This is a genomic window from Paraburkholderia sp. Cpub6 (genome assembly GCF_014201065.1).
Classification (GTDB): Bacteria; Pseudomonadota; Gammaproteobacteria; order Burkholderiales; family Burkholderiaceae; genus Paraburkholderia; species Paraburkholderia tuberum.
In genome coordinates, this window is record NZ_JACHDM010000011.1 from 93,898 (window position 1) to 117,511 (window position 23,614).

22 protein-coding genes are annotated in these 23,614 nt (G+C 61.7%); 9 read left to right on the plus strand and 13 right to left on the minus strand.

What is annotated here, in order from left to right; genetic code table 11:
- The first annotated feature begins 20 nt into the window (after window positions 1-20).
- Window positions 21-1,223 (plus strand): cytochrome P450, encoded by a 1,203-nt coding sequence (locus HDG33_RS19760; protein WP_184032241.1) that lies wholly within the window; start codon window positions 21-23, stop codon window positions 1,221-1,223.
- Between the two features lie 33 nt (window positions 1,224-1,256).
- Window positions 1,257-1,427, plus strand: coding sequence for a rubredoxin (locus HDG33_RS19765; protein WP_090808851.1), 171 nt, complete (start codon window positions 1,257-1,259; stop codon window positions 1,425-1,427).
- A 52-nt stretch (window positions 1,428-1,479) separates the two neighbouring features.
- Here the strand turns inward: HDG33_RS19765 and HDG33_RS19770 are convergent, their stop codons facing one another.
- The 5 genes from HDG33_RS19770 to HDG33_RS19790 form a co-directional block, all read right to left on the minus strand.
- On the minus strand, window positions 1,480-2,676 hold the full coding sequence (locus HDG33_RS19770) for an acetyl-CoA C-acetyltransferase (protein ID WP_184032243.1): 1,197 nt from the start codon (window positions 2,674-2,676) through the stop codon (window positions 1,480-1,482).
- Between the two features lie 49 nt (window positions 2,677-2,725).
- Window positions 2,726-4,018: an acetyl-CoA hydrolase/transferase family protein gene (locus HDG33_RS19775; protein WP_184032528.1), complete on the minus strand. Its 1,293-nt coding sequence runs from the start codon at window positions 4,016-4,018 to the stop codon at window positions 2,726-2,728.
- A gap of 13 nt (window positions 4,019-4,031) precedes the next feature.
- Window positions 4,032-5,219 carry a CaiB/BaiF CoA-transferase family protein gene (locus tag HDG33_RS19780; RefSeq protein ID WP_184032245.1) on the minus strand — a complete coding sequence of 396 codons (1,188 nt, stop codon included), beginning with the start codon at window positions 5,217-5,219 and terminating at the stop codon, window positions 4,032-4,034.
- Window positions 5,216-6,202: a nitronate monooxygenase family protein gene (locus tag HDG33_RS19785; RefSeq protein WP_184032247.1), complete on the minus strand. Its 987-nt coding sequence runs from the start codon at window positions 6,200-6,202 to the stop codon at window positions 5,216-5,218. The genes HDG33_RS19780 and HDG33_RS19785 overlap by 4 nt, the downstream gene beginning before the upstream one ends.
- A gap of 107 nt (window positions 6,203-6,309) precedes the next feature.
- The gene (locus HDG33_RS19790; RefSeq protein ID WP_184032253.1) at window positions 6,310-7,086 is read right to left on the minus strand and encodes an enoyl-CoA hydratase; all 777 of its coding nucleotides are present in this window, start codon (window positions 7,084-7,086) and stop codon (window positions 6,310-6,312) included.
- Between the two features lie 218 nt (window positions 7,087-7,304).
- Here HDG33_RS19790 and HDG33_RS19795 point away from each other — a divergent pair, with 218 nt between their 5' ends.
- Window positions 7,305-8,099 carry a crotonase/enoyl-CoA hydratase family protein gene (locus HDG33_RS19795; RefSeq protein WP_184032260.1) on the plus strand — a complete coding sequence of 265 codons (795 nt, stop codon included), beginning with the start codon at window positions 7,305-7,307 and terminating at the stop codon, window positions 8,097-8,099.
- A gap of 48 nt (window positions 8,100-8,147) precedes the next feature.
- Entirely contained in the window at window positions 8,148-9,389 is a 1,242-nt protein-coding gene (locus tag HDG33_RS19800) for a CaiB/BaiF CoA-transferase family protein (protein ID WP_184032262.1), read from the plus strand.
- 281 nt (window positions 9,390-9,670) lie between these two features.
- On the opposite strand, the gene HDG33_RS19805 is transcribed toward HDG33_RS19800, so the two are convergent.
- Window positions 9,671-10,435 (minus strand): SDR family NAD(P)-dependent oxidoreductase, encoded by a 765-nt coding sequence (locus tag HDG33_RS19805; RefSeq protein ID WP_184032264.1) that lies wholly within the window; start codon window positions 10,433-10,435, stop codon window positions 9,671-9,673.
- Between the two features lie 248 nt (window positions 10,436-10,683).
- Here HDG33_RS19805 and HDG33_RS19810 point away from each other — a divergent pair, with 248 nt between their 5' ends.
- Entirely contained in the window at window positions 10,684-11,478 is a 795-nt protein-coding gene (locus tag HDG33_RS19810) for an IclR family transcriptional regulator (RefSeq protein ID WP_184032266.1), read from the plus strand.
- A 109-nt stretch (window positions 11,479-11,587) separates the two neighbouring features.
- On the opposite strand, the gene HDG33_RS19815 is transcribed toward HDG33_RS19810, so the two are convergent.
- On the minus strand, window positions 11,588-13,009 hold the full coding sequence (locus HDG33_RS19815) for an MFS transporter (protein WP_260330512.1): 1,422 nt from the start codon (window positions 13,007-13,009) through the stop codon (window positions 11,588-11,590).
- Window positions 13,010-13,245: 236 nt separating this feature from the next.
- Between HDG33_RS19815 and HDG33_RS19820 the strand changes: the two genes are divergently transcribed.
- The 3 genes from HDG33_RS19820 to HDG33_RS19830 all read left to right on the plus strand — a co-directional run bounded on the left by HDG33_RS19820 (window position 13,246) and on the right by HDG33_RS19830 (window position 16,071).
- The gene (locus tag HDG33_RS19820) at window positions 13,246-14,442 is read left to right on the plus strand and encodes an amidohydrolase family protein (RefSeq protein ID WP_184032268.1); all 1,197 of its coding nucleotides are present in this window, start codon (window positions 13,246-13,248) and stop codon (window positions 14,440-14,442) included.
- Between the two features lie 75 nt (window positions 14,443-14,517).
- On the plus strand, window positions 14,518-15,312 hold the full coding sequence (locus tag HDG33_RS19825; RefSeq protein WP_184032533.1) for an enoyl-CoA hydratase/isomerase family protein: 795 nt from the start codon (window positions 14,518-14,520) through the stop codon (window positions 15,310-15,312).
- 63 nt (window positions 15,313-15,375) lie between these two features.
- Window positions 15,376-16,071 (plus strand): SDR family NAD(P)-dependent oxidoreductase, encoded by a 696-nt coding sequence (locus HDG33_RS19830; RefSeq protein WP_184032270.1) that lies wholly within the window; start codon window positions 15,376-15,378, stop codon window positions 16,069-16,071.
- A 61-nt stretch (window positions 16,072-16,132) separates the two neighbouring features.
- Here the strand turns inward: HDG33_RS19830 and HDG33_RS19835 are convergent, their stop codons facing one another.
- Window positions 16,133-17,284, minus strand: coding sequence for an NADH:flavin oxidoreductase (locus HDG33_RS19835; protein WP_184032272.1), 1,152 nt, complete (start codon window positions 17,282-17,284; stop codon window positions 16,133-16,135).
- 88 nt (window positions 17,285-17,372) lie between these two features.
- On the opposite strand from HDG33_RS19835, the gene HDG33_RS19840 reads away from it, so the two are divergent.
- A complete protein-coding gene (locus tag HDG33_RS19840; RefSeq protein WP_311548357.1) occupies window positions 17,373-17,720 on the plus strand; it encodes a PaaI family thioesterase in 348 nt (115 codons plus the stop codon).
- A gap of 33 nt (window positions 17,721-17,753) precedes the next feature.
- Here the strand turns inward: HDG33_RS19840 and HDG33_RS19845 are convergent, their stop codons facing one another.
- The 5 genes from HDG33_RS19845 to HDG33_RS19865 all read right to left on the minus strand — a co-directional run bounded on the left by HDG33_RS19845 (window position 17,754) and on the right by HDG33_RS19865 (window position 23,478).
- On the minus strand, window positions 17,754-18,452 hold the full coding sequence (locus HDG33_RS19845) for a TetR/AcrR family transcriptional regulator (RefSeq protein ID WP_260330514.1): 699 nt from the start codon (window positions 18,450-18,452) through the stop codon (window positions 17,754-17,756).
- A gap of 113 nt (window positions 18,453-18,565) precedes the next feature.
- Window positions 18,566-19,930, minus strand: coding sequence for a hypothetical protein (locus tag HDG33_RS19850; RefSeq protein WP_184032276.1), 1,365 nt, complete (start codon window positions 19,928-19,930; stop codon window positions 18,566-18,568).
- A 30-nt stretch (window positions 19,931-19,960) separates the two neighbouring features.
- Complete coding sequence (locus HDG33_RS19855; protein WP_184032277.1) at window positions 19,961-20,812, minus strand: oxidoreductase; 852 nt, start codon at window positions 20,810-20,812, stop codon at window positions 19,961-19,963.
- A gap of 36 nt (window positions 20,813-20,848) precedes the next feature.
- The gene (locus tag HDG33_RS19860) at window positions 20,849-22,234 is read right to left on the minus strand and encodes a hypothetical protein (RefSeq protein WP_184032280.1); all 1,386 of its coding nucleotides are present in this window, start codon (window positions 22,232-22,234) and stop codon (window positions 20,849-20,851) included.
- On the minus strand, window positions 22,234-23,478 hold the full coding sequence (locus HDG33_RS19865) for an acyl-CoA reductase (protein ID WP_260330515.1): 1,245 nt from the start codon (window positions 23,476-23,478) through the stop codon (window positions 22,234-22,236). Before HDG33_RS19865 ends, HDG33_RS19860 begins: the two co-directional genes overlap by 1 nt.
- Between the last annotated feature and the right edge of the window lie 136 nt (window positions 23,479-23,614).

A 23,614-nucleotide genomic window follows, 5' to 3' on the forward strand; every position in this document is an offset into this window, starting at 1 on the left:
CAAATGATAGGAGACGCGAGATGAACCCTACGAAAGACTGGACCGTGCCGGACCATGTTCCGCGAGAACTCGTGGTCGATTTCGACTATATGAATCCGCCCGGTGCGCAAGACGACGTCCATCTGGCGTGGAAGAGGCTGCATACCGGGCCCGATATCGTCTGGTCCCCGTACCATGGCGGCCACTGGATCGCCACGCGCGGCGAAGACATCGAGGCGATGCAGAAGGACCACACCCATTTTTCGCATCGCAGTGTCAACATCCCGCCGCTCAACGAAACGCAACTCGTGCCGCTCGAGCTTGACCCGCCCGAACATACCGCGTACCGCAACCTGATCACGCCCGCTTTCCTGCCGCAAGCTATCTCCTCGCTGGAAAGCGACGTGCGCAAGCTCGCAATCGAGCTGATCGAAAAAATCGCTCCACGAGGCGAATGCGAGTTCGTCTCGGAGTTCTCGAAGATCCTGCCGATCGTGATTTTCCTGCGTCTTGCCGATCTTCCGTTGAGCGATCGAGGACAATTGCTCGAATGGGCGGAATGGGCCGTGCGCGGCAACTTCGAGCAGCGCAACGAATCCCAGCACCGGCTGATTGGCTATATCTCCACCTGGGTGGACAAGCGCAAGGCAGAGGCGGGCGGCGATCTCGTCAGCCTCATCGCCAACGCGCAGATCGACGGCAAGCCGATCAGCCCCGAGCGCATGTTCGGGATGTTTATCGTCGTGCTGTTCGGTGGCCTCGATACCGTCGCGTCGACGATGGGTTTCATCGCGCGCTTTCTGGCGGAGAATCCGGCGCACCGCAGGCAGCTGATCGAGAATCCCGATCTGATGGTGTCGTCGGTCGATGAGATGATTCGTCGCTTTGGCGTGGCGAACACCGCGCGGCTCATCACGCAGGACATGGAATACAAGGGCATCCAGTTCAGGAAGGGCGACCAGATTCAGTTGCCAAACTCCCTGTTTGGCCTCGACGAGCGCAAGTTCAGCGATCCGCTCGCCGTCGACCTGACGCGCAAGCCAGTGCTGCACGCAGCGTTCGGCAACGGCCCGCATCGCTGCCCGGGGTCGTTCCTTGCGCGTACGGAGATCAAGGTTTTTCTCCAGGAGTGGCTCAAACGCATTCCCGATTTTCGCATTTGCGAGGGCGACAAGCCCCGATGCGGCTCGGGCTCCGTCAACGGCATGCTCTATCTGCCGCTCGTCTGGGACGTAGCGCCCTGAAGTATCCCCACCCTCAACGACTCATCGACGATCATGAAAAAGTGGCAATGCATTTTTTGCGGTTTTTACTACGACGAAGCAGCGGGACTTCCCGCGGAGGGCATCGCGCCTGGCACTCGCTGGGAAGACATCCCCGATGACTGGGCCTGCCCCGAGTGCGGTGCGACCAAGGCCGACTTCGTGATGTTCGAAGTGGAGGCCTGAGCGGGCGGGCGCACGGCGCACGGCGCAAGGCCGTGCGCTTCATCGCTCAGGATCAGGCGCGCTCGAACACGGCGGCAATACCCTGGCCACCGCCGATGCACATGGTTTCGAGTGCATAACGTCCTTTCCGGCGCGTCAGCTCGTGCAACAGCGTTGTCATGATGCGCACGCCCGTTGCGCCAATCGGGTGGCCCAGCGATATGCCAGAGCCGTTCACGTTGAGCCGGTCGGTATCGTGCCAGTTCCAGCCTTTGAGGACTGCCAGCACCTGACACGCGAATGCTTCGTTTACTTCGACAAGATCCATCTGTTCGAGCGTAAGCCCGATGCGCGTCATCAGCTTCCGCGCTGCGGGCACGGGCCCAATGCCCATGCGTGATGGCTCGCATCCGGCCGCGGCCCAGCCGGTCAACCAGGCCATGGGTTCGAGTCCGAGCGCTTCGAGGCGGTCTTCCGCGACGACGAGGCAAGCGGCAGCGGCATCGTTTTGCTGACTGGAGTTGCCTGCGGTGACTGTGCCGCCCGGCATCAACGCGCGAAGCTTGCCGAGGCTTTCCATGCTGGCGTCGGCGCGGAATCCTTCGTCTTTGGAAAACAGAAGCGGCTGGCCTTTTTTCTGAGGAACGCTGACCGCCACGACCTCTTCGGCCATCTGGCCGGACTCCCATGCGGCGGCCGCGCGCTGATGGCTGCGCAGCGCGAACTCGTCGGCGGCCTCGCGGCTGATGCCATAGTCGGTGGCCAGATTTTCCGCGGTCTCGATCATGCCGGAGATAAAGCCGAAGCGCGATTCCGGCTGTGAGCGCTCGCGGCCTCGCGCGAGCCGGTCGTGAAACTGGACGGAGCCCGACCGGGCGCCCCAGCGCATGTCCGTGCTGTAGTACTCGATATTGCTCATACTTTCCACGCCGCCGGCCAACACCACGTCGGCGGCGCCGGTCTGCACCATCATCGCGGCGGTGACGAGCGCCTGCAGGCCGCCGCCGCAACGTCGGTCAAGCTGCATGCCCGGCACCTCCACGGGCAGGCCCGCCTGCAGCGCAATCCAGCGGCCCACGCAAGGTGTTTCGCTGTTCGCGTACGATTGCGCGAAGACGACGTCGTCGATGCGAGCGGGATCGAGTCCTGCGCGCCGGATCGTTTCATTCGCGACGAGCGCGCCGAGATCTTCGACGCAAACGCCGCGCAGGCTACCGCCAAAGGTGCCGACGGGCGTTCGTACGGGGGAGACAATTGCCGCGCGTTTCATCGGACGTTTCCTTGCAAAGTTTGAAGTTCTGATTCGGGTGCGGTTGCAATCAGCGGACGAGCGTCGCGCTTCTTGAGCGATTGGAAGGCGGGACGCCCGCCATCTGATCGAGAGCGCTGCGATGGTCCGGATGGGCGATTGCCAGCATGCGTTCGCGCCTTTGGCGCAGCGTCAGGCCGCGCAGATCGGCCACGCCGTATTCGGTCACCACGATGGCGGCGTCGCTGCGCGGCGTGCTGACCGGTCCGTTCAACGACGCGACGATGCGGGTCGCGCCCTTGCCCGCTGTGGACGGCAATGCGATGACAGGAACGCCGCCACGCGAGCGCCGCGCGCCGCGCAGGAAATCCAGTGCGCCGCCCACCGCGCCCACATACACGCCACCGGCAATTTCGGCGTTGATCTGGCCACTCAGATCGACCTCGACCGCCGAGTTGATGGCGACGAAGCGGTCGATGCTTGCGAGCACGTTCGGATCGTGCGTGTAGCGGGTCGAACGAAACTGCACGGCGTCGTTTCGATGCGCGAACTCGTGTATGCGGCGACCCCCCATCATCACGCCAGCAATGGTCTTGCCCGTGTCGATGGTTTTGCGCACATTGTTGATCACGCCGCTTTCCATCAGATCGGCGACTTTGTCCCCGATCGTGCCGGAATGGATGCCAAGGTCTCGCCGATCGCCCAGGCAGGCGAGGATCGCTTCTGGAATCGCGCCGAGGCCGAGTTGAATGGTGGCGCCGTCTTCGATCAAACCGGCCGTGTGCTGTGCAATCGCCAGCTCCGTCGGGCTGACGGCGCTGGGCGAACTCTCGGGCAAAGCGCGCGACGTCGGGACAATGAAGTCGAGGTCGTCGTCGCGAAGATATCGCTCGCCGTAAGTCCAGGGTGCCTGTTCGTTGACTTCCGCAATGATGACGCGCGCGCGCTCGAGCGCCGGAATCAGATACTCATGCGCGACGGACAAGCTGTAGCGGCCGTGCGCGTCGGGTGGCGCCAACTGCAGCAGCAGGACGTCGATCGATAGCTGACCCGACTCCATCATCTCTGGCAACTGCGAATAATGGCAGGGCAGGATATCAAGCGCGCCAGCCTTGGCCAGTGCGCGGTTGGAGCCGCTCCCGCAGTACGAAACGAAATCGATGCAGTCCGCGTGCTCAGGCCGGCAGGTGTCGTAGTTGCCGGCGCCGAGAAAGACCCGGAACGCGCCGATGCTGTGCCGCTGCTGAAGTAGAGTGCGCGTGAGCGCAAGGGGCTCTGCGTTCGATTGGCCCCATGCGACGGTATCGCCGGGGCGGATGATGGACGCGAAATCGACGGTGTCCGCCTCTAGCTGTAAGGGCATGGTGTTGTTTGCGTCAGGTGGCGGGTTGCGCAAGGGCCTGGGCTTCGTCGTGCTGCCCACGTACTGCGCCTGTCGCGACGAGTTCCGCAATCCGTTCGTCGCTGTAGCCAATGCTCCGCAGCACGAGTTCTGTGTGCTCGCCAAGGTGTGGAACGGCGAGCGGTGGCGACCCAGGCTCCAAACGGAAGTGAATCGGGCTTGCAACGTGGTTGCCTCCGGACGGATCCCTCTGGACCATCCCGCGCTCGTGCGCATGCGGATGGTCGAGCGCTTCGGCGAGCGAGAGCACCGGCGCCACACTGATGTTTCGGCCTTCGAACCAGCAGAGCCATTCATCGAGTGTGCGAGTCAGGAAGATTTGCGTCAGGAACGCCCGGACGCGTATCTGGCCTTCACCGGCTGGGCCGATCGCGTCGGCGACGAGATCCGGACGGCCGAGTGGTGTAAGCAGGTTGGTTGCAAAGCTGTGTTCCCGGCCGCCAAGGCAGAGCCACTTCGAATCGGCGGTCTCATAGGTGTCGAGCAACGCGAGCCCGCTGTCGCCTTCAGTCGGCCCTCGCAATCGGCTGTCCGGCGCGTTGAGCAAGCGGCCGCTCAGATACGGCTGCGATGTGAGCGCCGCATCGAAAAGCGCCATGTCGATGTAGTCGCCGCGCCCCGTTTCCCGCGCGCGCAGCAGCGCCATCAACACGGCGGACAACGCCGTCAATGAACCGGCCAGCGCAGCGAGCGACGGTCCCGTGGCAATTGGGATGCCCCGGCCATCGCGCGGCAGCGTGCCTGCAAGCGATTGAACTACCGGATCGTGTGCGGGCAATTGAGAGAGCGGGCCGGTTTGGCCGAATGCGGTAATCGCACAATAAACGACTCCGGGGTTCGTCCGGCTGATCGTGTCGTAGTCGATGCCAAGCCGAGCGGCCACGCCCGGCCTCGACGATTCGATCACGACGTCGGCCTCGTTCATCAGCTTGAGCGCGACCTCGCGTGCGTCCGGATGTTTCAGATCGAGCGCGATGCTGCGCTTGCCGCGGTTGATCGCGGCGAAGAATGCGCCGTCGGTGCCGGGTGCGCCGCGGGTGGGGTCGCCGGTGACCGGTTCGATCTTGACGACGTGCGCGCCGTGATCGGCGAGGTTGGCGGCGAGGAACGGACCCGGCATGAATTGCGACAGGTCCACGACGCGAAGGCCGATCAGTTTCATGCCAGAGCAGCGCTGAAGCCGAGCTGGCGTTGCGCAATCGCGGCGGCTTCCTTCACGATGCGACCGATCAATTCCGCACAGGTCGGCAAGTCGTGAATGAGGCCGGTCACGATACCGGCGGGGAAGGCGCCGCCTTCCACTTCTCCTGTCACGAATGCGTCCATCCAGCGCTGTGCTCCGGTCAGCGCGTAGAGGTCCGAGCGCGTCACGTTGCCGGCGCGCTCGAGTTCGAGCGCGGCGAGACTCACGCTGTTCCTGACCACCCGGCTTGAATCGCCGATCGAGCGGCCAACCAGCACCGTATCGCGCTCGCTCGCTTCCAGCAGCCGTTGCTTGATCGCAGGGTGGACGGGGGACTCCTGCGTGAGCATGAATCGGGTTCCCATGTTGATGCCGTCCGCGCCGAGCGCGAGCGCCGCCATCAGCCCGCGCCCATCGGCAAAGCCGCCGGACGCGAGAATCGGCACCTTCAGCTTGTCGGCGGCGGCGGGAATCAGGATCAGTCCAGGGATGTCGTCTTCGCCAGGGTGCCCCGCGCATTCGAACCCGTCGATGCTGACGGCGTCCGCGCCGAGCGATTCGGCCTTCACCGCGTGGCGAACCGTCACGCACTTGTGCACGACCTTGACGCCCTGCGCCTTGAACTCGGCGATGTATTTCGCCGGATTGCTACCTGCTGTCTCGACGACCTGGACGCCTTGAGACACGATCGTGCGCACATACGCGTCATAGTCGAGACCGACATTGGCGCCGAGAACGGTCAGGTTGACTCCAAAGGGCTTGTCGGTGAGCGAACGCACCCTGTCGATTTCGCGCGCGAGTGCATCGGCGCTTGCATGGGTGTGCGCGGAGATGAAGCCGAGACCGCCCGCATTGGCCACGGCCGCCGCCAGTTCGGCTCGCGCCACCCAGCGCATGCCGCCTTGAATGATGGGATATTGAATGCCGAGTAGTTCAGTAATGCGATTGACATACGGTTTCATCGCGCGCCTGTAGCCTGGATAGGAAGTATGGGTGCCAGAGAAATGCGCGTGACGCGCGTGACCTGGCGGGCTCTGTTCGCCACGACAGCGTGGCGCCTTTTAGCAATTCAACAATCGCGAAACTGAGGTTTGCGCTTTTCGGCGAAGGCTGCCATGCCTTCCTTTCGATCTTCTGTAGCGAAGGTCGAATACGCCATACGCCGCTCGAACAGGATGCCTTCTGCCAGGCTCGATTCGTAGGCGCGGTTGACGCATTCTTTGGCCATCGCTACGACGGGTTGCGAGTATCGCGCGATCGCGTCGGCCGTTTTCAGCGCTTCGTCGACGAGCGTGTCGGCGGGCACGATGCGGCTCACGAGGCCGCATCGTTCGGCTTCAATGGCGTCCATCCTGCGGCCGGTGAGGATCATTTCCATCGCCTTCGATTTGCCGAGCGCGCGCGTAAGGCGCTGCGTGCCGCCAGCGCCGGGAATGGTCGCGAGCGTGATTTCGGGCAGGGCGAAACGGGCGTTGTCGGCGGCGAGAATGAAGTCGCACATCATGGCCAGTTCGCAGCCTCCGCCCAAGGCAAGACCCGCGACCGCGGCGATGACCGGCTTGCGGCAACGCGACGTGCGTTCCCAGTTCGACGTGATGAACTGATTCTTGTACACGTCCATGTACGTCCATTCGTTCATCATCTTGATGTCGGCGCCGGCGGCGAACGCCTTTTCGCTACCGGTCATCACGATGGCGCCGATGGCGGGGTCGGTTTCGAGGTCGTCGAGTGCCGCCGTCAGCTCGTCCATCAGCCGGTTGTTCAGTGCGTTGTAGGCTTGCGGACGGTGCAACCTGATCAAGCCGGTTTTCCCGAGCGTTTCGACGATGATCGTCTCGTAGGCCATGGTTCTTCCTTGAACGAATGAGGGTGAACACCTAGGCCCGGATGGGGCCTGCTCGCCGATGATTTGCGTGTCTGCGGTGCGCCGCTCGGCAGCGTCGGAGCGTATCGCGCGTTGCCAATTTTGTGAACGACGTTTATGATTCTGAATGTGCGACCCAGCTTTGTCAATTGAGCGCGAGGTCAGAATTGCTAACGGAAAACACCGCGAGGAGACACTGCATGACCACTCGTCACGAGGACGGACAGATTCGCGTTGAGCAGCGTGGGAACCTGCTCTTGATGGGCATTGACCGGCCGGAAAAGCGCAATGGTTTCACGCCGAAAATGTTCAGAGAGCTTGCCATGGCTTACACGCAGCTCGAGAAGAGCGGCGATATTTTTTGCGGGCTGGTATATGCCGAAGGCGATCACTTTACGGCAGGGCTCGACATGCCAAAGGTCGCGCCGTTGCGCCGCGAAGGGAAACCGCTGCTTCCTGAAGGCGAGGTCGATCCGTTCAACTTGCGCGCGCCGCTGCGTACCAAGCCGGTCGTCATTGCGCTGAAGGGAATCTGCTTCACGGTCGCGGTCGAATTGATGCTTGCATCGGAAGTGGCTGTTGCGGCCGACAACTGCCGTTTCTCCCAGCTTGAAGTCAAACGGGGGATCATGGCAGGTTGTGGTGCGACGTTCCGCATGGTGCAGCGAGCCGGCTGGGGTAACGCAATGAAGGTACTGCTCACCGGCGACGAATTCACCGCAGACGAGGCACGGCACATGAACTTCGTGCAGGATGTCGTGCCTGCGGGGCAGGAGTTCGACCGGGCGCTCGCGATCGCCGAGCGAATCGCGGCGCAGGCACCGCTAGCCGTGCAGGCCACGATGCAGAACGCGCGCGTTTCGCTGGGACAAGGCTGGCAGGATGCTTACGCGACGATTCAGTCGACCCAGCAGTTTCTCTACAACACTGAAGACGCGAAGGAAGGGGTTCAGTCCTTCATCGAAAAACGTACGGCGAAGTTCGTCGGACGCTGATGCAAGGCTTCCGGCGCAGCCGGTGTGAATTCAAGGGGACCGTTTGCTATGACAAAAGGCGCGTTGGCGGGTGTTCGCGTACTCGACCTGAGCCGTATTCTCGCCGGGCCTTGGGGGGCTCAGATGCTGGCGGATCTCGGCGCGGAGGTCATCAAGGTCGAGCGTCCGGGCAAGGGCGACGATTCGCGGCAATTCGGCCCTCCGTTCCTGATGGATCGGGAGGGAAAGGTCACGCGCGAGTCGACGTTTTTTATCAGCGCGAACCGAGGCAAGAAGTCAATCACGTGCGATATCTCCACGGCCGAAGGCCAGGCGCTGATCCGCTCGTTGGCGGCGCACTGCGACGTGTTGCTCGAGAACTATAAGGTTGGCGACCTCAAGCGTTACGGGCTCGACTACGACAGCCTCAAGCTGGTCAATCCGCGCCTGATCTACTGTTCGATAACCGGGTTCGGTCAGACCGGACCGTATAGCCCGCGCCCCGGCTACGACTCGATTTTCCAGGCGATGGGTGGCCTGATGAGCGTGACCGGAAACGGCGACGACGTGCCGGGCGGCGGGCCAATGAAAACCGGCCCCAGTCTTGCGGACATCCTGTGTGGTCAGTACGCCGCTTCGGCGATCATCGCAGCGCTTTATCATCGCGACGCGGCGCAAGGCGGTAACGGGCAGGGACAGTACATCGACCTGGCATTGCTGGACGCGATGATTGCTGCCACATCGCACTATGCAAGCCAGTATCTCGTTTCCGGCCAGATTCCTATCCGGCGCGGTACCGAGGGCAACGGTGGGATGCCGTCTCGCATGTTCCGCTGCGCCGATCGCGACATCATGATCGTGGCGGGCAACAACGAGCAATACGCGCGGATGTGTGACGTTCTGGGGCACCCCGAGCTCGCTAGCGATCCACGATTCAGCGAGATTGCGCTGCGCGTGAAGAATCGTCGCGCGCTGGGCGAAGTGTTCGAGCCGCTGATCCTTCAATGGCAGAGCGACGAACTGCTCGCAGCACTCGACGCCGCCGGGGTGCCGGCCGGACCGATCAACAATCTGGAGCAGGTGTTCGCAGATCCGCATGTGCAGGCACGCGCGATGTGCGTCGAAGTCGCGCACCCGCTCACGGATAAGGCGGTTCGGATGGTCGCCAACCCGGTCAAGATGTCGGGCACGCCTATCGATTCGTATGGGGCGCCGCCGACGCTCGGACAACATACGGACGACGTGCTGCGTGATGTGCTGAGTATGTCGCAGTCGGATATCGATATCCTGCGCGAAAAGAAAGTTCTATAGAAAGGACATCAACGGCGAGTTCTTCACGTCGGAATGGTTTTAAGAAATTTCTCAACAGACGCGATCGAGTCCCAAAGGTAACGGCGAAAAAACGCCTTGGCTCGGTGTCGCGCAGCCAAGGCCAAACTCCACACGCTCTCGCGAAGTGTGTGAGAGGAGAAACACCTGATCGCTCTTCAAGCTTCGTGGTACGCGCCCGGCGGGAAGCTCACTCCTCGGATCGAGGCTCGCGATAATGCAACTGGACGTTTCATATATTGCACCGTGTTCAAAAAGACGCACTAGAGCATTGACTGTCCGCCGTCCACACTGATAGTCTGCCCGGTTATGAAATTAGCGTCGTCACTACATAGAAATGCAACTGTTCGTCCAATATCGCGCTGAGGATCGCCGAAGCGGCCAAGCGCAATTTCAGAGAGATAGCGAGCGCGTTCCTGAGGATTGGCTTCGAGGTACGCTTCGGCGGCAGGCGTGAGCGCTGCCGGGCAAATGACGTTGACGGTAATGCCGTAGATGCCCCATTCGCGCGCGGCAACACGCGAGAGCCCGCGAATGCCCTCCTTGGTTGCGGCGTACGCGCCGAATCCCTTGAGGCCTTCGATACCGGTGCGCGAGCCGAAGTTGACGATGGCGCCGCGGCCCTGCGACTTCATCCGCGGCAATGCGGCCTGCATGAAATGCAGCGTGCCGTACAAGCCCGATTCGAGCGTGTTGCTCCAGTCATCGTCGGTAACGGACTCGAGCGGCACCCCCGGGCTGCTGCTTTGGGCATTGTTGATGAGTGCGTCCACACGTCCGAATCGCTCGACGGCAAGCTCGACCGTCCGCACGGCGTCGGCGCGATTGCGCGTATCGCCGGGCACGACCAGCACTTGCGAACCGAGGGCGCTCAATTCCTCAGCAGCCCGCGTGAGTTTGGCCTCCGTGCGACCAGTGAGGACCAGACTCGCCCCCTCGGTGGCAAGCGCAAGGGCGATGCCGAGCCCAACGCCTTGCCCGCCTCCGGTCACGATGGCGACCTTTTCTGCCAGTTTTTTCGTGTACATGAGTGAATCCAGAAGTGAAGGTTGATGTTGCTGTTCGACGCGCGAGCGTATTGCGTAAAGGGTCTGGAAGATGATGCTTCTGAATTCCAGATTTGTGAACGTCGTTCAAATATATCTCAAGCTGTGTGAGGGAGCGCCCTGGCGTATTCCCGAATTCGGGTGGTGCAAAAGTGTGCCAAATTTTGATCGATGTAAAACTATGTGAATAGTTCACGTATAATCGATACAGTCAATTCATGGGGAAAATCATGTTGAAAGAGACCTCAGCGCCGGCGGACCGGGACGTCAGCGGGCCGCGCTCGCTGACCCGACTCCTCGGAATTTTCGATGTGCTGGCGAAGTCTCCGGACGGGATGTCGCTAGCAGAACTGAATGTCGCTCTCGAGTCACCGAAGAGCAGCCTGCTCAATCTGCTGAGACCTCTGGTGGCGGAGGGGTACTTGATGCACGACGTAGGCCGCTATCGCCTGGGACCGTCGATCTTCCGGTTGTCGGCAGGCGTGATGGCCGCGTGGAATTTTTCGAAGATACTGCGCCCGTTCCTGGTGGATCTCTCGAAGAGCACCAATGAAACCGTGTATGTCGGTGTCCTTGACGTCGAACACAAGGAGATCACCTATGTCGACGTGATCGAGAGCGAGCAATCGGTGCGCTATTCAATGCACATCGGTTTGCGTCGCCCGCTCTATTGCACGGCTGCGGGCCGCGTGCTGCTCGCCCATGCACCGGACGCTTTCGTTACCGACTACATGAAGACGGTCAAATTCGAGCGCCGCACCCCGCAAACGATCGCGACGAAGAAGGCGTTGCGTGACGAACTCGACCACATCCTCGAAAGCGGCCTGTCGGTGAGTCGCGGTGAACTACTGCCGGATTCGGCCGGCGTGTCGTCGCCGATCTTCGGACCGAATGGCAATGTCATCGCGGCGATGGCAATTGGTGCGCCGCTCGAACGCTTCGACCGCGAACGTCACCGGCTCGAAGAGCACATGATCAGAGTCGCCCAGCGGGCGTCTGCGTTGGGTCAGGCAGAAGAGGAGTGACTCGCCAGTCGGCCGGCGGCGCAGTGAAGCGGGTGCTTCAATGCGCCGCGGTCGCGGTGCGGTCGAAGAAGCGTTGCACCCGCGCGCAACGGATCGGTCGCAACGACCGTCAGTGTGTACGACGCTTCGGCAGCATGAAGGCGACCAGCAGTCCGGCGATCGAACTGCAGGCGATGTAGACGAATACCGAAACATAGCCCCTATCGGCCGGAAACGATGCACCGTCGTGTGCCGCCGTCGCGCTGCGCAGCAGCGCAAATACCGCCTGGGCACCTACCGCGAAGAAACACGAGAAGAAAACGTAGAGCATGCCCGTTGCCTCGCCTGTCTGATGTGCCGGCGTCGCTTCCACGATCTGGTTGTACAGCGCCGTGCTTGCGAAGGCGAGGCCGAACGAGCACAGCACCGCACCGGGAACGAAGAGCAGCAGGCTGCGATGAAGCACGATCAGCGAGGCCCAGCCCAGGGCCAGTATGAGCATGCCAATCAAGGCAGCGGGCCGGGCCTTGTAGCGGGCAGCAACCCGGCCGCTCCATGGGCTCGCGACCAGCGCGACGATGTTGATGCTGAACATCAGTAATCCGGCTGACGTCGCGCTCAACCCGAATCCGGCGTGCGTGCCGGCAGGTTGCTGGGCGAGCAGCGAGAAGACCTGTCCTAGTTGCATGGCGCCTGCCGCGAGGAATGCCATGCATGCATTGGCCAACACGACTTCGCGCGTCTTCAGCAGACGCACATTGATGAGCGGATGACTCGCCCCGTGTTGATGGCGTGCCCAGAGTCCGAGCACTAGCATCCCGCCAGCGATCAAGCCCCACAGCTGCGGATCCGCGAGCCCCCACGTGCGGATTTGCTGCACGGCGAAGAGGATGGCGCAAAGCGCTGGAGCGAACGCGAGACCTCGAATGTAGTCGATCCGCACGCCGGGATTCGGTGGCGACGGCGGTGCCCACGCGCGTACCGCCGCGACGGCCACGACGCAAAGCGCGACTTTGAACCAGAAGCCGCCCTGCCACGAATAGTGATCCACGACAACGCCCGCGCAGATGTAGATCAGCCCCGCCGACACCATGCCTGCCGCACTGATCAACCCGACCGCGGCAGGCAGCCTGGCGGGTGGCAGATTCTCACGAACCAGCCCGATGGAGAGTGGCGTAATGCCTGCCGCGATCGATTGCATCGCACACCCCGCGACGAGCATGCCGACATCGGTCGCGCATGCGGCCACGACTGCACCCGCCGCAGCGACCGACATCACCACGAGCAGGATGCGGCGGTAGCCCAACAGGTCGCCGAGTCGCCCGCTCACGGCGGCAAAGACGGCCGAGCCGAGCCAGTACGCGGTGACGGTCCAGCTCACGGAGTTCGACGCAGGAAAAGCCTTGTAGAGCGTGACCAGCACGGTGTAGATGACGGTGATGCCGGACGAGGCCGCTACCGCGGCAAGCAGGATCGCCATCGTGAACCCGCGCGGTGGACCCGCTACCGGTTGCGCTCGGTGTGCCGGCTGGGAGAGTACTTCGGCTTGCATAAACGTCTCCGATTGCGTGTCTTCGTTTCGATTATACTTATATGCGAACGTCGTTCGTATTGATGTTTTTTGGAGAGTTCGATACCGACCGCAAGGGTCGCGAGGCCACCGCCCGATATCAAATCGATATCGACGTTTTCGAGTTCGATATGAGAGTTTTTTGGTCGATGGCTTGACCCGATACTGCTCTCAAGGGCGCACGTTCTGAAGCGCTCCCCACAATCAGGAGCGAGACCATGCAAACGTATCAAGGGAAGATCTACGACGCCGACACGCACTTCTACGAAGTCGAGGACGCATTCAACCGTCATTTGCCCGAGAAGTTCAGGAAGGACTGGTCTTTTACCAGCCGTGTCACGGCAGACGGCAACCGCTGCATGTATGTGGGCGACCGGAAGGTGGAAATCAGCGAGGGATACACATCGGCCGAGGGGCACGTTCCGCCGCCGGGCAAGCTGCATGAATGGCTGCGCGCGATGAAGGATGGCAAGGATAACGTCGATATGCGGGTTTCGCCGACGCCAGACATGTTCAACCGCGACGCGCGCCTGAAGAAGATGGACGATTTCGGTGTTGAAGCCTGCACGATGTACATCGGCGAAATGGTCGCGTGTATTTCCTACCTCAACGAGCCCGTTGCGGCAAATGCGGTGTTGCATGCGTATAACCAGTGGATGCTCGACGACTGGGGCTTCAACTACAAAGACCGCATCTACACGACGCCGGTCGTCACGCTCGACGATCTCGATGCGGCTGTCGCCGAGGCCAGGTGGCTGGTTGCTAACGGTGTGCGGGTGATCCTGATGCCGATGGGGCCGTTCAATGGCCGTGCACCTGCGGATCCGTACTTCGATCCGTTCTGGTCGGTCCTCAACGAAGCGGGCGTGCGCGTCACCTTCCATGTGTCGGAAGCGATCTACATGAAGGATCATATGGCGGTGTGGGGCGAACCCGTGCAGCAGTCGCGCCAGCGTCAGACCGCCTTTGTCTGGATGCACGGTTACGGCGAGCGGCCGGTCATGGAAACGCTGTCGTCGTTCATCTTCTACAACTTCTTCGAGCGTTTCCCGCGGGTCAAGCTGTGCAGCGCCGAAAACGGTGCCGAATGGGTGCCTTCGCTGCTCGTCAAAATGGACAAGTGCCGGGGGATGGCGAAGAATGGCTACTGGCCGTGCGGTCAGCTGAAGAAGCGCCCGAGCCAGATCTTCAAGGAAAATGTCTTCGTGGTCGCGTATCCGGAGGACGACATCGCCCAGATCATCGCTCAAACGGGATCGTCGGACTTCCTGTTGATGGGCTCCGACTATCCGCACGCGGAAGGCGTGCCCGAACCGAAGGACTTCGCGTCGGAAGCATGCAATGGGCTCTCGGAAGAAGACACGCAAAAGATCATGTACGACAACGGCCGCCGGTTCATTCCGCTGCACGTGTGATCGGCCTTGTACCGGTCGGCGGCGGCAGACGGTCTGTCCGTCCCGCGCGATTTCTTCATTATGAACAGGTTAGCCATGAATATTTTGGACTATCAGGCGCTATTGCTCGAACGCGAAGGCGGCGTCTTGACCGTTACGCTCAACCGCCCGGAAACGTTGAACGCGTTCGATGAGCAAATGGACATTGAGATGTCGCGGCTTTTTCTCGATGTCGCCGAGGACGTTGAGACCCGTGTCGTGGTGTTGACGGGCGCAGGGCGGGCTTTTAGCGCGGGCGGCGATATCGAGCATATGCAGCAGGTCATCGACAATCCCACGCTGTTTCTCGAAGGCATGCAGCGTGCAAAGAAAATTGTCTTCTCGATGCTGGATTGTCCGAAGCCGGTCATCGCCAAGATCAATGGTCATGCAATTGGTCTCGGCGCGACGATCGCGCTGTTCTCGGATCTTAGCTACGCGGCCAATCATGCAAAGATTGGCGATCCGCACGTGAAAGTCGGCTTCGTGGCGGGCGATGGCGGCGCGGTGATCTGGCCGCAGCTCGTGGGCTATGCGAAGGCCAAGGAATACCTGTTGACGGGGGATCTCGTCACCGCGGAAGAGGCGGCACGACTGGGTCTCATCAATCATGCCGTACCGGCCGACCAGCTGGATGCCGTGGTCGACGCCATGGCGAAGCGTCTCGCAAACGGCGCTTCGCGCGCCATCCAGTGGACCAAGGCGTCGATCAACATCGGCCTGAAGCAACTTGCGCATGCCATTCTCGACGCGTCGATTGCATACGAGGCGCTGTCGAACCTGACGGAAGACCATCAAGAGGCGGTCAACGCGTTTCGCGAGAAACGCGAGCCGGTGTTCAAGGGACGTTGAGCTTTTACAGTGTCCGGCGCCAGCGGTACAGGCGGCGCCGGGCGCGGCGAGGGAGAGATGCACATGCAACGGGTAGTGGCGATAACGGGTGGATTCGGCACGCTTGGGCGCACGGTTGGTCGCGTGTTTGCCGAGAACGGCTGGAAGGTCGCGCTGATCGACAAGGCGCTCGAGCCGGAGAACGCGAGCGCGGAGCAGCTGCACGCTTCCTGGTGGCGAGGAGGCGTCGAGCTGACCGATCTCGATGCGGCGCGCTCGGCGCTCTCCGCGGTCGTCGAGCAGCTTGGCAGGCTCGATGTGATCGTCAATGTAGCGGGAGGCTTTCGCTGGGAAACGCTGGCGGACGGCAGTCTCGACACCTGGGATCTGATGTACCGGACGAACGTGCGCACGGCGGCGACTGCGTCGAAAGCGGCACTCGACCATATTGCCGACAGCGCGGAGGGCGGACGCATCATCAATATTGGAGCCGGCGCTGCGCTGAAGGCGGGCGCGGGCATGGGAGCGTATGCGGCCTCGAAGTCAGGGGTGATGCGTTTGACCGAGGCGCTGGCCGAAGAACTCAAAGGCCGTTCCATTACCGTCAACGCTATCTTGCCAGGCATCATCGATACGCCCCAGAACCGCAAGGATATGCCCGACGCTGACTTTTCCCGCTGGGTGCGGCCTGAAGAAATTGCCGAGGTGATTCTCTTTCTCGCGTCTGGCGCCGCGTCGGGGGTGACCGGTGCGTTGATTCCTGTCACCGGGCGTACGTAAAGATCCCGAACCGGAAATAGCAGTTGATGTCCGAGTCAAGGCGCCAACTGCAAATCGCGTTTCAGGTGAGGTGTGCGAGCGAGTCGTTGCTGAACCCGAGGAACGGCTCGCCAAGCCGTACGCGCCGCGCCCAGTTCGGATCATGCAGAAGCGAGCGTCCCACGCCAACAAGATCGAACTCGCTGCGTGAGAAACGATCGAGCAGGGCAGTGAGGTCGGGCTGCGCCGCTGTCGCGGCCCCGGCCATTGAATCGTAGTAGCCCTTGTTAATGCCGATCCCACCAACAGTCATCGAAAGCTTGCCGGTTACCTTCTTCACCCAACCGGCGAGATTCATCTCTGAGCCCGCGAATTCCGCCCGGTTGAAATAGCGGGTGCTCGCCTCGAAGATGTCGACGCCAGCATCCGCGAGCGGCGCGAGAATGTGCTCGAGTTCGTGCGGGTCGTTGGCGAGACGCGCGCGGAAATCCTGCTGCTTCCACTGGGAGAAGCGGAACGTGATCGGCATCGTCGCACCGATCGCTTCGCGGATTGCACGGACAACCTCGGCGGCAAAGCGGCTGCGCGCCGTGAGATCCTTGCCCCATCGATCCGTGCGTTGATTGGTTTCTGCCCACAAAAAAGCGTCGATCAGATAGCCGTGAGCTCCGTGAATCGCGATGCCATCGAAGCCGGCGGCCGTCGCATAGCGCGCGCTTCGACCATAGGCTGCAATGACGTCCGCGATCTCGGCATCGGTCATCGGGCGCGTTGGCGGCATGACGCGCTCCATGTAACCTGCGTTGAGCGATGTCGTTCGTCCTTCCGGTCCCCACAGTCCCGATGGGCGCAGTGGCGAGGCGGCCGGGAAGGGGCCCGTATTCGCCTCTTTCATGGGTCCCATATGCCACAACTGAGGAAAGATGATTCCGCCGCTAGCGTGAACTTCGTCCGTCACGCGTCGCCACGCGGCAACTGATTCCTCTCCGGCGAGCACTGGAATCGAATTTTCTCCGAGTCCGGCTTCGCCGAGCGCCGCGGAGTGATCGACGCCGACGCCTTCTGTGATGATCAGGCCTGTCTCGCCCTGCGCACGCCGCTTGTAGTAGGCGGCGACGTCACTACCGGGCAATCCGTTCGGCGAAAAGCCGCGAGTCATGGGTGACATGACGATACGGTTGGCAAGCGTGACCCCGCGCACGGCGAGAGGCGAAAAGAGCGACGTGGTATCCATTGGTCATTCACATAGTTGACTTGTGTACGAATAATGATACGCTATGTTTTATCGATGAAAAAGGAATATTGGCGCCGTCTCGCAGGCCATCTACTTTCGCAAGAGCGAACGCGGACACGTCGTCGGCATGTACGTTCGCGAAGCGCATCGCAACCTTGGCCAGATGATGCACGGGGGCGCTGTTTGCATGCTTGCAGACACCGCCATCACGTGGGCGAGCAAGTATTCGCGTCAACCAGCCGTCAGGGTGTTGACGACGGGTTTGACGGTCAATTTCATGGGGAACGCGGAGCCGGGCGACTGGGTGGAAGCACACGTCGACGTTCTACGTTCGGGAAAGCGGGTGATTTTCTCCGACTGTCGGATCTGGGCGAATGCGAAATGCATCGCCCAGGCGTCGGGGCAATTCCAGGTGATGGGTGAAATTGACAGCTAGTGCGTCGGCGAGACCTCGATGGCCGCGCGAACGTTACGGCATTGACCGGGCTCGAACCTTATCCAGTGCCGCACGGTACCTCCACGCGGTCAACAGAAGCCGATGAATCCGCTCAGCCCGGCGTTTCCGTTCGGAACGGGTGGTCTGAACCGCGAGGTGCACTTCGGGCGCGCCTGTGACCAGTGTGAGAAGATCGCGCGCCGCGTTCGAGGGATCGTCGATGGCGATTACGCCGCTGACCGCGGCGGCTTCCAGAACGCCGGTTAGCGGCTCCAGCATCGTCACCACGAACTGCAGAAACTGCTTTGCGACATCGGGAAAGCGAATCGCCTCGCCAATGACCATGCGTGAAGTGTGCATGCTGTCCGGTATTGCCATGTGTTCGACGAGCGCATCGATAAGGGATGCCATGTTCGTCGAAAAATCGCGGCCCGGTTCCAGGTGCTCCGAGATCTTGCCCCGCAGATCGGCCATCCCGCGCCAGACGATGGAGCGAAAAAGCTCTTCTTTCGTGCCGAACTGGCGATACACGGTCGTTTTGCTGACGCCAGCCAGCGATGCGATTTCCTCGACCCTGGCGGCGCCGAAACCTTCTCTGATGAACACGGATTTGGCGGCTTCGAGCAGCCGCTCGCGCAACTGAACTGCATCGTCGTGGGTGGGCCGGCCAGCCGTTCGAGGTTTGTCCGCCGCAGCGAGCCGCGAGGCTCCGTTGGGAGCCTGAACTGACATAGGTTTGTACATCGGGGAGTGTTTGATGTCGGAATCAGGACATCAGTATACTCATGAGCCCAAGGGGGCGCCAGTAATGGCGCCCCTGGGGCTCGGACCGCGCGCAGCAGGGCTCAAACGTTGATCATGCCACGTACATACGACTCCATCGTGCCGGCGCACGAGAGCTTGTCTTCGCCTTCTTCGAGATCGGCGTAGCGGCCGACTTGACGGACCAATGGCCCTTGCAGGCCGTCGGTGTTCTCCGCCGGTGAAAAGTCGACCACGACCTTGTCGCCGGTGATGAAACCACCCCAGTATCCTTCGGCCAGCAGATCGAAAAACGCGAAGCGCCCCTCAACGACGCCCAGTCCATCCGCAGGATTCAGCAGTTGCTCTCCCGCCTTGTCGAGGACGAACGGGACGATCCACGGGCAGATTGCATAGCCCTGCGCAACTTCCGACCAGGGGCCGGTTCCGATCATCTCGGACATGCCATAACTGTTCTGGACGTTCTCGGCACGAATACCGTAGAAGCGGATGATTTGCTCCCGATAGTCGGCGGGGGCCGAGGTGCCCTTCAAGCCGCCACCGGTGGTGATTACCGTATCCGGATGGCAGATGCCATCGGCGATGCCGCGCTGACGGGCGCGCTCGGCGAGCGTCCAGTGCAACGACCAGTTGCCCTGGACGAGCACCGGAACTTCGCGCTGCGCGGTTAGCTTGTCGAGAAACCGGTCGATCATCTTGCCGGTGTGACGCTGGCGCGCCACCGCCTGCTCCTGAAACGCCGCGACCTCGCTCGGTTTCGCGGAGCCGTCGGCGATTGCGCGGCGCATGCGGCCCATCGAAATCGTTGCGGATGCGAGCACCGGTTCGTCGAACATCAGCGTGGTTTCCGCGCCGAGCCGTCGCGCTGCGTTCAGTACCGGCTCGATATGCCGATGCGCGCCGGCAGGCGGCATCATGAGGAAAGCCGGGCGCTTGCCGAAATCTCTTCGGATCATTGCGTTGCCATAGACGCCCAGCTTCACGCACGACTCGGTGACATTGTCGAGATCGGCTTGCGTCTGACTGATGAAGCTGCACTTGCCGGATGTGCCGCTCGAGCTGAAAACATGGTGTCCCGCTGAGCGCAGACGGTCCATCCATGCGTCGACGTTGTCCGCGCCGTCCAGATCGACTTCGGCTACCCGTTTGCTCGATAGCGTTTGCAGCCATGCCGAAAGATGCTTCCAGCGGCCGTTGTCGATGAATGACTCGGGGTAGCTCTTGTAGATCTGATGCGCGAACAGCAGGGGCACCATATCTTCATGGCGGGTCACCTCGCTGACGCCGACATCTTCCGCTCTGCGGCGCAGTAGCCTGATCTGTTCGCGGCGCTCGGCGAAGCGCTCTTTCATGGCAGCGAGCTGAAGCTCGCGAAGGTTCTCGGGGTGATTGCGAAACGGGTCGCTTTCACCGCGCAGCATTGCATAGAACGGGTCCAAAGCGGACATGTCGTCTCCAGGGCTATGAGTTGCCAGGCGTCAGTGGTCGAAGTTGGTGGAACTCGACACGTCGAGCCAGGCTTCGAGGTTGTGTTGCACGGACGAAAGTTTCTTCCGAACGACGTCGACGGCGTCCGGACCTAGTGGTAGCCGCAGCGGCGGGCTGTCTGCGGAAACCGCGCGCACGATGGCGTCGGCAGCCTTTGCCGGATCGCCCGTTTGCGTGCCGTGGTAGCTGCTCATGTAACGACGCATCTTGCCCACGGTCTCCGTATAGACGGGTGATTCGACCTCGCTCCACTTCAGCGATCCGCCTGCGAAATTGGTGCGGAAGCCACCCGGCTCGACCACGGTCACTCGAATCCCGAACGGGCTCAGTTCACGAGCGAGCGATTCCGAAAGCCCTTCGATCGCATGCTTCGAAGCGCAATAGAAACTGCAGCCCGTGATGCCGATCACCCCGGCAACCGACGAGAAGTTCACGATATGACCGCGGTTGCGCTCGCGAAAATGAGGCAGTACGGCGCGTATCACGTTGACCGTTCCAAACACGTTGGTATCGAACAGCTGACGTGCTTCCGCGTCGGAGACCTCTTCAAATGCGCCGAACAGACCGTAGCCCGCATTGTTGACGAGTACGTCGATCGGTCCCGCGCGCTCGATGGCCTGCGCGACGGCGCGAGGCACGGCTGCCGCGTCGGTCACGTCAAGCAGCACGCCGTGCGCGCGTCCGGATGCGAGATTTTCGAACGGCGTGATCTGTGCGTCATTCCGAACGGTCCCGACCACTTTGTCGCCACGGGCGAGGACCGCTTGCGCAAGCGAGCGGCCGAAGCCGGACGAAACGCCGGTAATGAACCACACGGCTGGGCTTGTCTGTGTTTCAGTCATTGTCGATTGGCCTTCAGATGAGTAGCAAACATCGATTTAGTTGGGGGTCCGGGCCTCGGTCATGTCGGCGATCTCTCCGCGGACGTAGGCGTCGATCGTTCCCGCGCAGGACAGCTTGTCGTCGCCGCCGGGCAAATCCTTGTAGCGCACCACGTCGCGAATGATGGGCGTGCGCACGCCGTCGATGCCGTGACCGAACTCCACGGTGACCTTGTCGCCGCTCATCACGCCGCCCCAGCGCCCATCCGCGAGCAGGTCGATAATGGCGAGCCGTCCCTCGACGATGCCTTTCCCGTCCGCAGGATTAAGCAGTTGTTCGCCGGTCGAGTCGAGCACCAGCGGGACGAGCCAGGGCGGGACCGTCCACGCCTTCGCTTCGTGAAGCCACGGGCAAAAGCCCGATACTTCGCCCATGCCGTAGCCGTCGTTGAAGTTGGTCGCGTTGAAGTTGAAGAAGCGCTCGCACTGTTGCTGGAAATCTTCTGGCAGGTTCGCACCTTTCTTGCCGCCGCCGATACTAATGATCGTGTCGGGATGAAAGTCGGCGTCGGGAATGCCACGCTGGCGCGCCGTGGCGACGATCTGATAAAGCATGCCCATCATGCCCATGATGAACATGGGCTCGTGACGCCGTTCGAGAAGGTGGTCGATGAACTGCCGGAAATCGGCTTGTACGCGTTCGCTGCGTTCTCGACTTTCGTTCTGGATGGCTTCGATTTCACTGGGGAGCGCGGTGCCGTCCGCGATGGCCCGCCGCATGCGCGCCATGCGTGTGGTGTGCGCGGCGCTTTGCGGCACATCCGACATGTAGTGAAGGTCGCCCGGCATCGCAATCGATTCGGCGAATTTCGCCATGCGCTCCGTTCCGGTGTAAGAGCCGGAGGAGGGCGTCAGAAGGAACACGGGATAGCGACGCGACGGATCGCGCATGCCGCTCGCCGCCCAGCGAATGCCTTGGGAGAGGAGGCGCCAGCCGAGTTCGCGGTCGGCTTCGCTCTGGTAAATGAAGGACTGCTTGCCCGAGGTCCCGCTCGAGCTCATCACATAATGGCCGTTTCGACGCAGCGCATGGATCCAGTCGTCGAGATCGGCGATCGTGCCGTAGTCGAATCCGTCGATCTTGCGGGTTGTGAGCGTTTGAAGCCACGCTGTGAGGTGGCGCCATTTTCCCTGCTCGATGAACGAATCGGGATAGCTCTTGTAGACGGAGTCGGCAAAAAGCAATGGCACGGCGTCGCTCATGCTCTTCACTTCCGTCACCCCGGCTTCGCTGGCTCGCTTGTCGAGAATGCGAATCTGCTGCCGGCGCTGCGCGAAGCGCTCGCGCACGGCTTGCAGTTGCGCGGCATGGAGGCTTTCCGGCGCGTTGCGGAAGGGGTCTTGAAGATCCGTGAGTTGAAGCAGCGTGGAAAGGGCTTGCATTATTGCGTCTCCTCCGGATTCGGGCCCGATTCCTCCGAGACCCATTTCATGAATCGATGGATCGGGAACATGCCGTCATGCGGATAGCCGCCAACCCCATCTGAAATCGACTCGCCCAGCGCCACGATGCGTTGGACGCCAGCGCACGCGAGCGCGTCGCGCACCTCTGTGACCCGGTGCGGCGGATAGATGCCGACCGTTTGCGTGGCGACGGTCGCATAGCGCGCGCCGTCGCGCAGGCTTGCCACGGGAACGACGTTGACGGTCTTGCAAATGGGATGAAAATCGACCATTTCTTCCGAGCGAATGACGAGCCCCTTGCCGTCGTATCCACCGAACACCCGGTAGAGCGGCTCCATCTCACGCAGCACATCAACCGCTTCGCGAATGTCGCTGGGCACCAGCGGGCCCTGGCCGTCGCCATAGCGAAAGTCCTGGCCGAGTGCCAGCGCCAGTTGCTCGGCATAGCGGTCGGCGTCGTCTTCGTCGCCTTCGATGAATTGATACCGGCTCGCATTGCACGCGTCCTGGTTGAACGACAGCACATCGGCTGCGCCGGCACGCGCGACGTCGCGCAGCACCTCGTCGGATGCAAAGGCTTCACGGCCGACCAGCGAGATAGATACCTTCGGATCGAACGCGACCAGCTCGAGCCCGGGGCCAGCGTAGCGCATCACGTGCCGAACCGCGCTGTCGCCGCCCCATACGACAATCTTGTCGAAGTACTGCGGACGATAAAGAATCGACTCGACATTTTCGTCTCCACCGCGCCAATATGCAGCCGAAAACGACTGGGTGACGGGATGATCCGGGTCGATGTCGGCCATCGTGCGCAGAATTGCAGTGGCCGTGAAAAGATCGTTCGAAGGCAGTTTGAGCAGGTGGACGCCTTTCGTCAGCGCCGCGCGCATGACCGTCATGGCTGCCACCATCGGCGAGTTGCCTGCGAGCACATGTACGAGGCGCGGTGCAAACGCGCGCAGACGACTCGGGCGCCCGCGCAGCGTGCGTGCCACCCAACCGTCGACGAGGCGCGCGTCGCCAAGACTTACGCGCAACTCGTCCTCGATCACCTCGCGTGCGAAAAGGTTGGGAATGTCGCGATAGCAGTTTTCGAGAATCCGTCGCCCGAGTGGACTCACTTTGATCATTGACTCGAGCGCGGCCTGCATCAGCGGATTGACGTCCAGATGCAAACGCGGCCCCAGCTCGACAAGAAAGTCGATAACCTTCGCAATCGGCATATCGAAGGCGGGGCCTGACTCAGCTCGCGGCCACACGAGGTCGTCAAGGTCGATCCTGGGCGTGCAGAAACCTTGGCCAAGATCACGCGACACGTGCCTGATGGCGCTTCCGGTGACAGTGCGGCCGCGGTATACG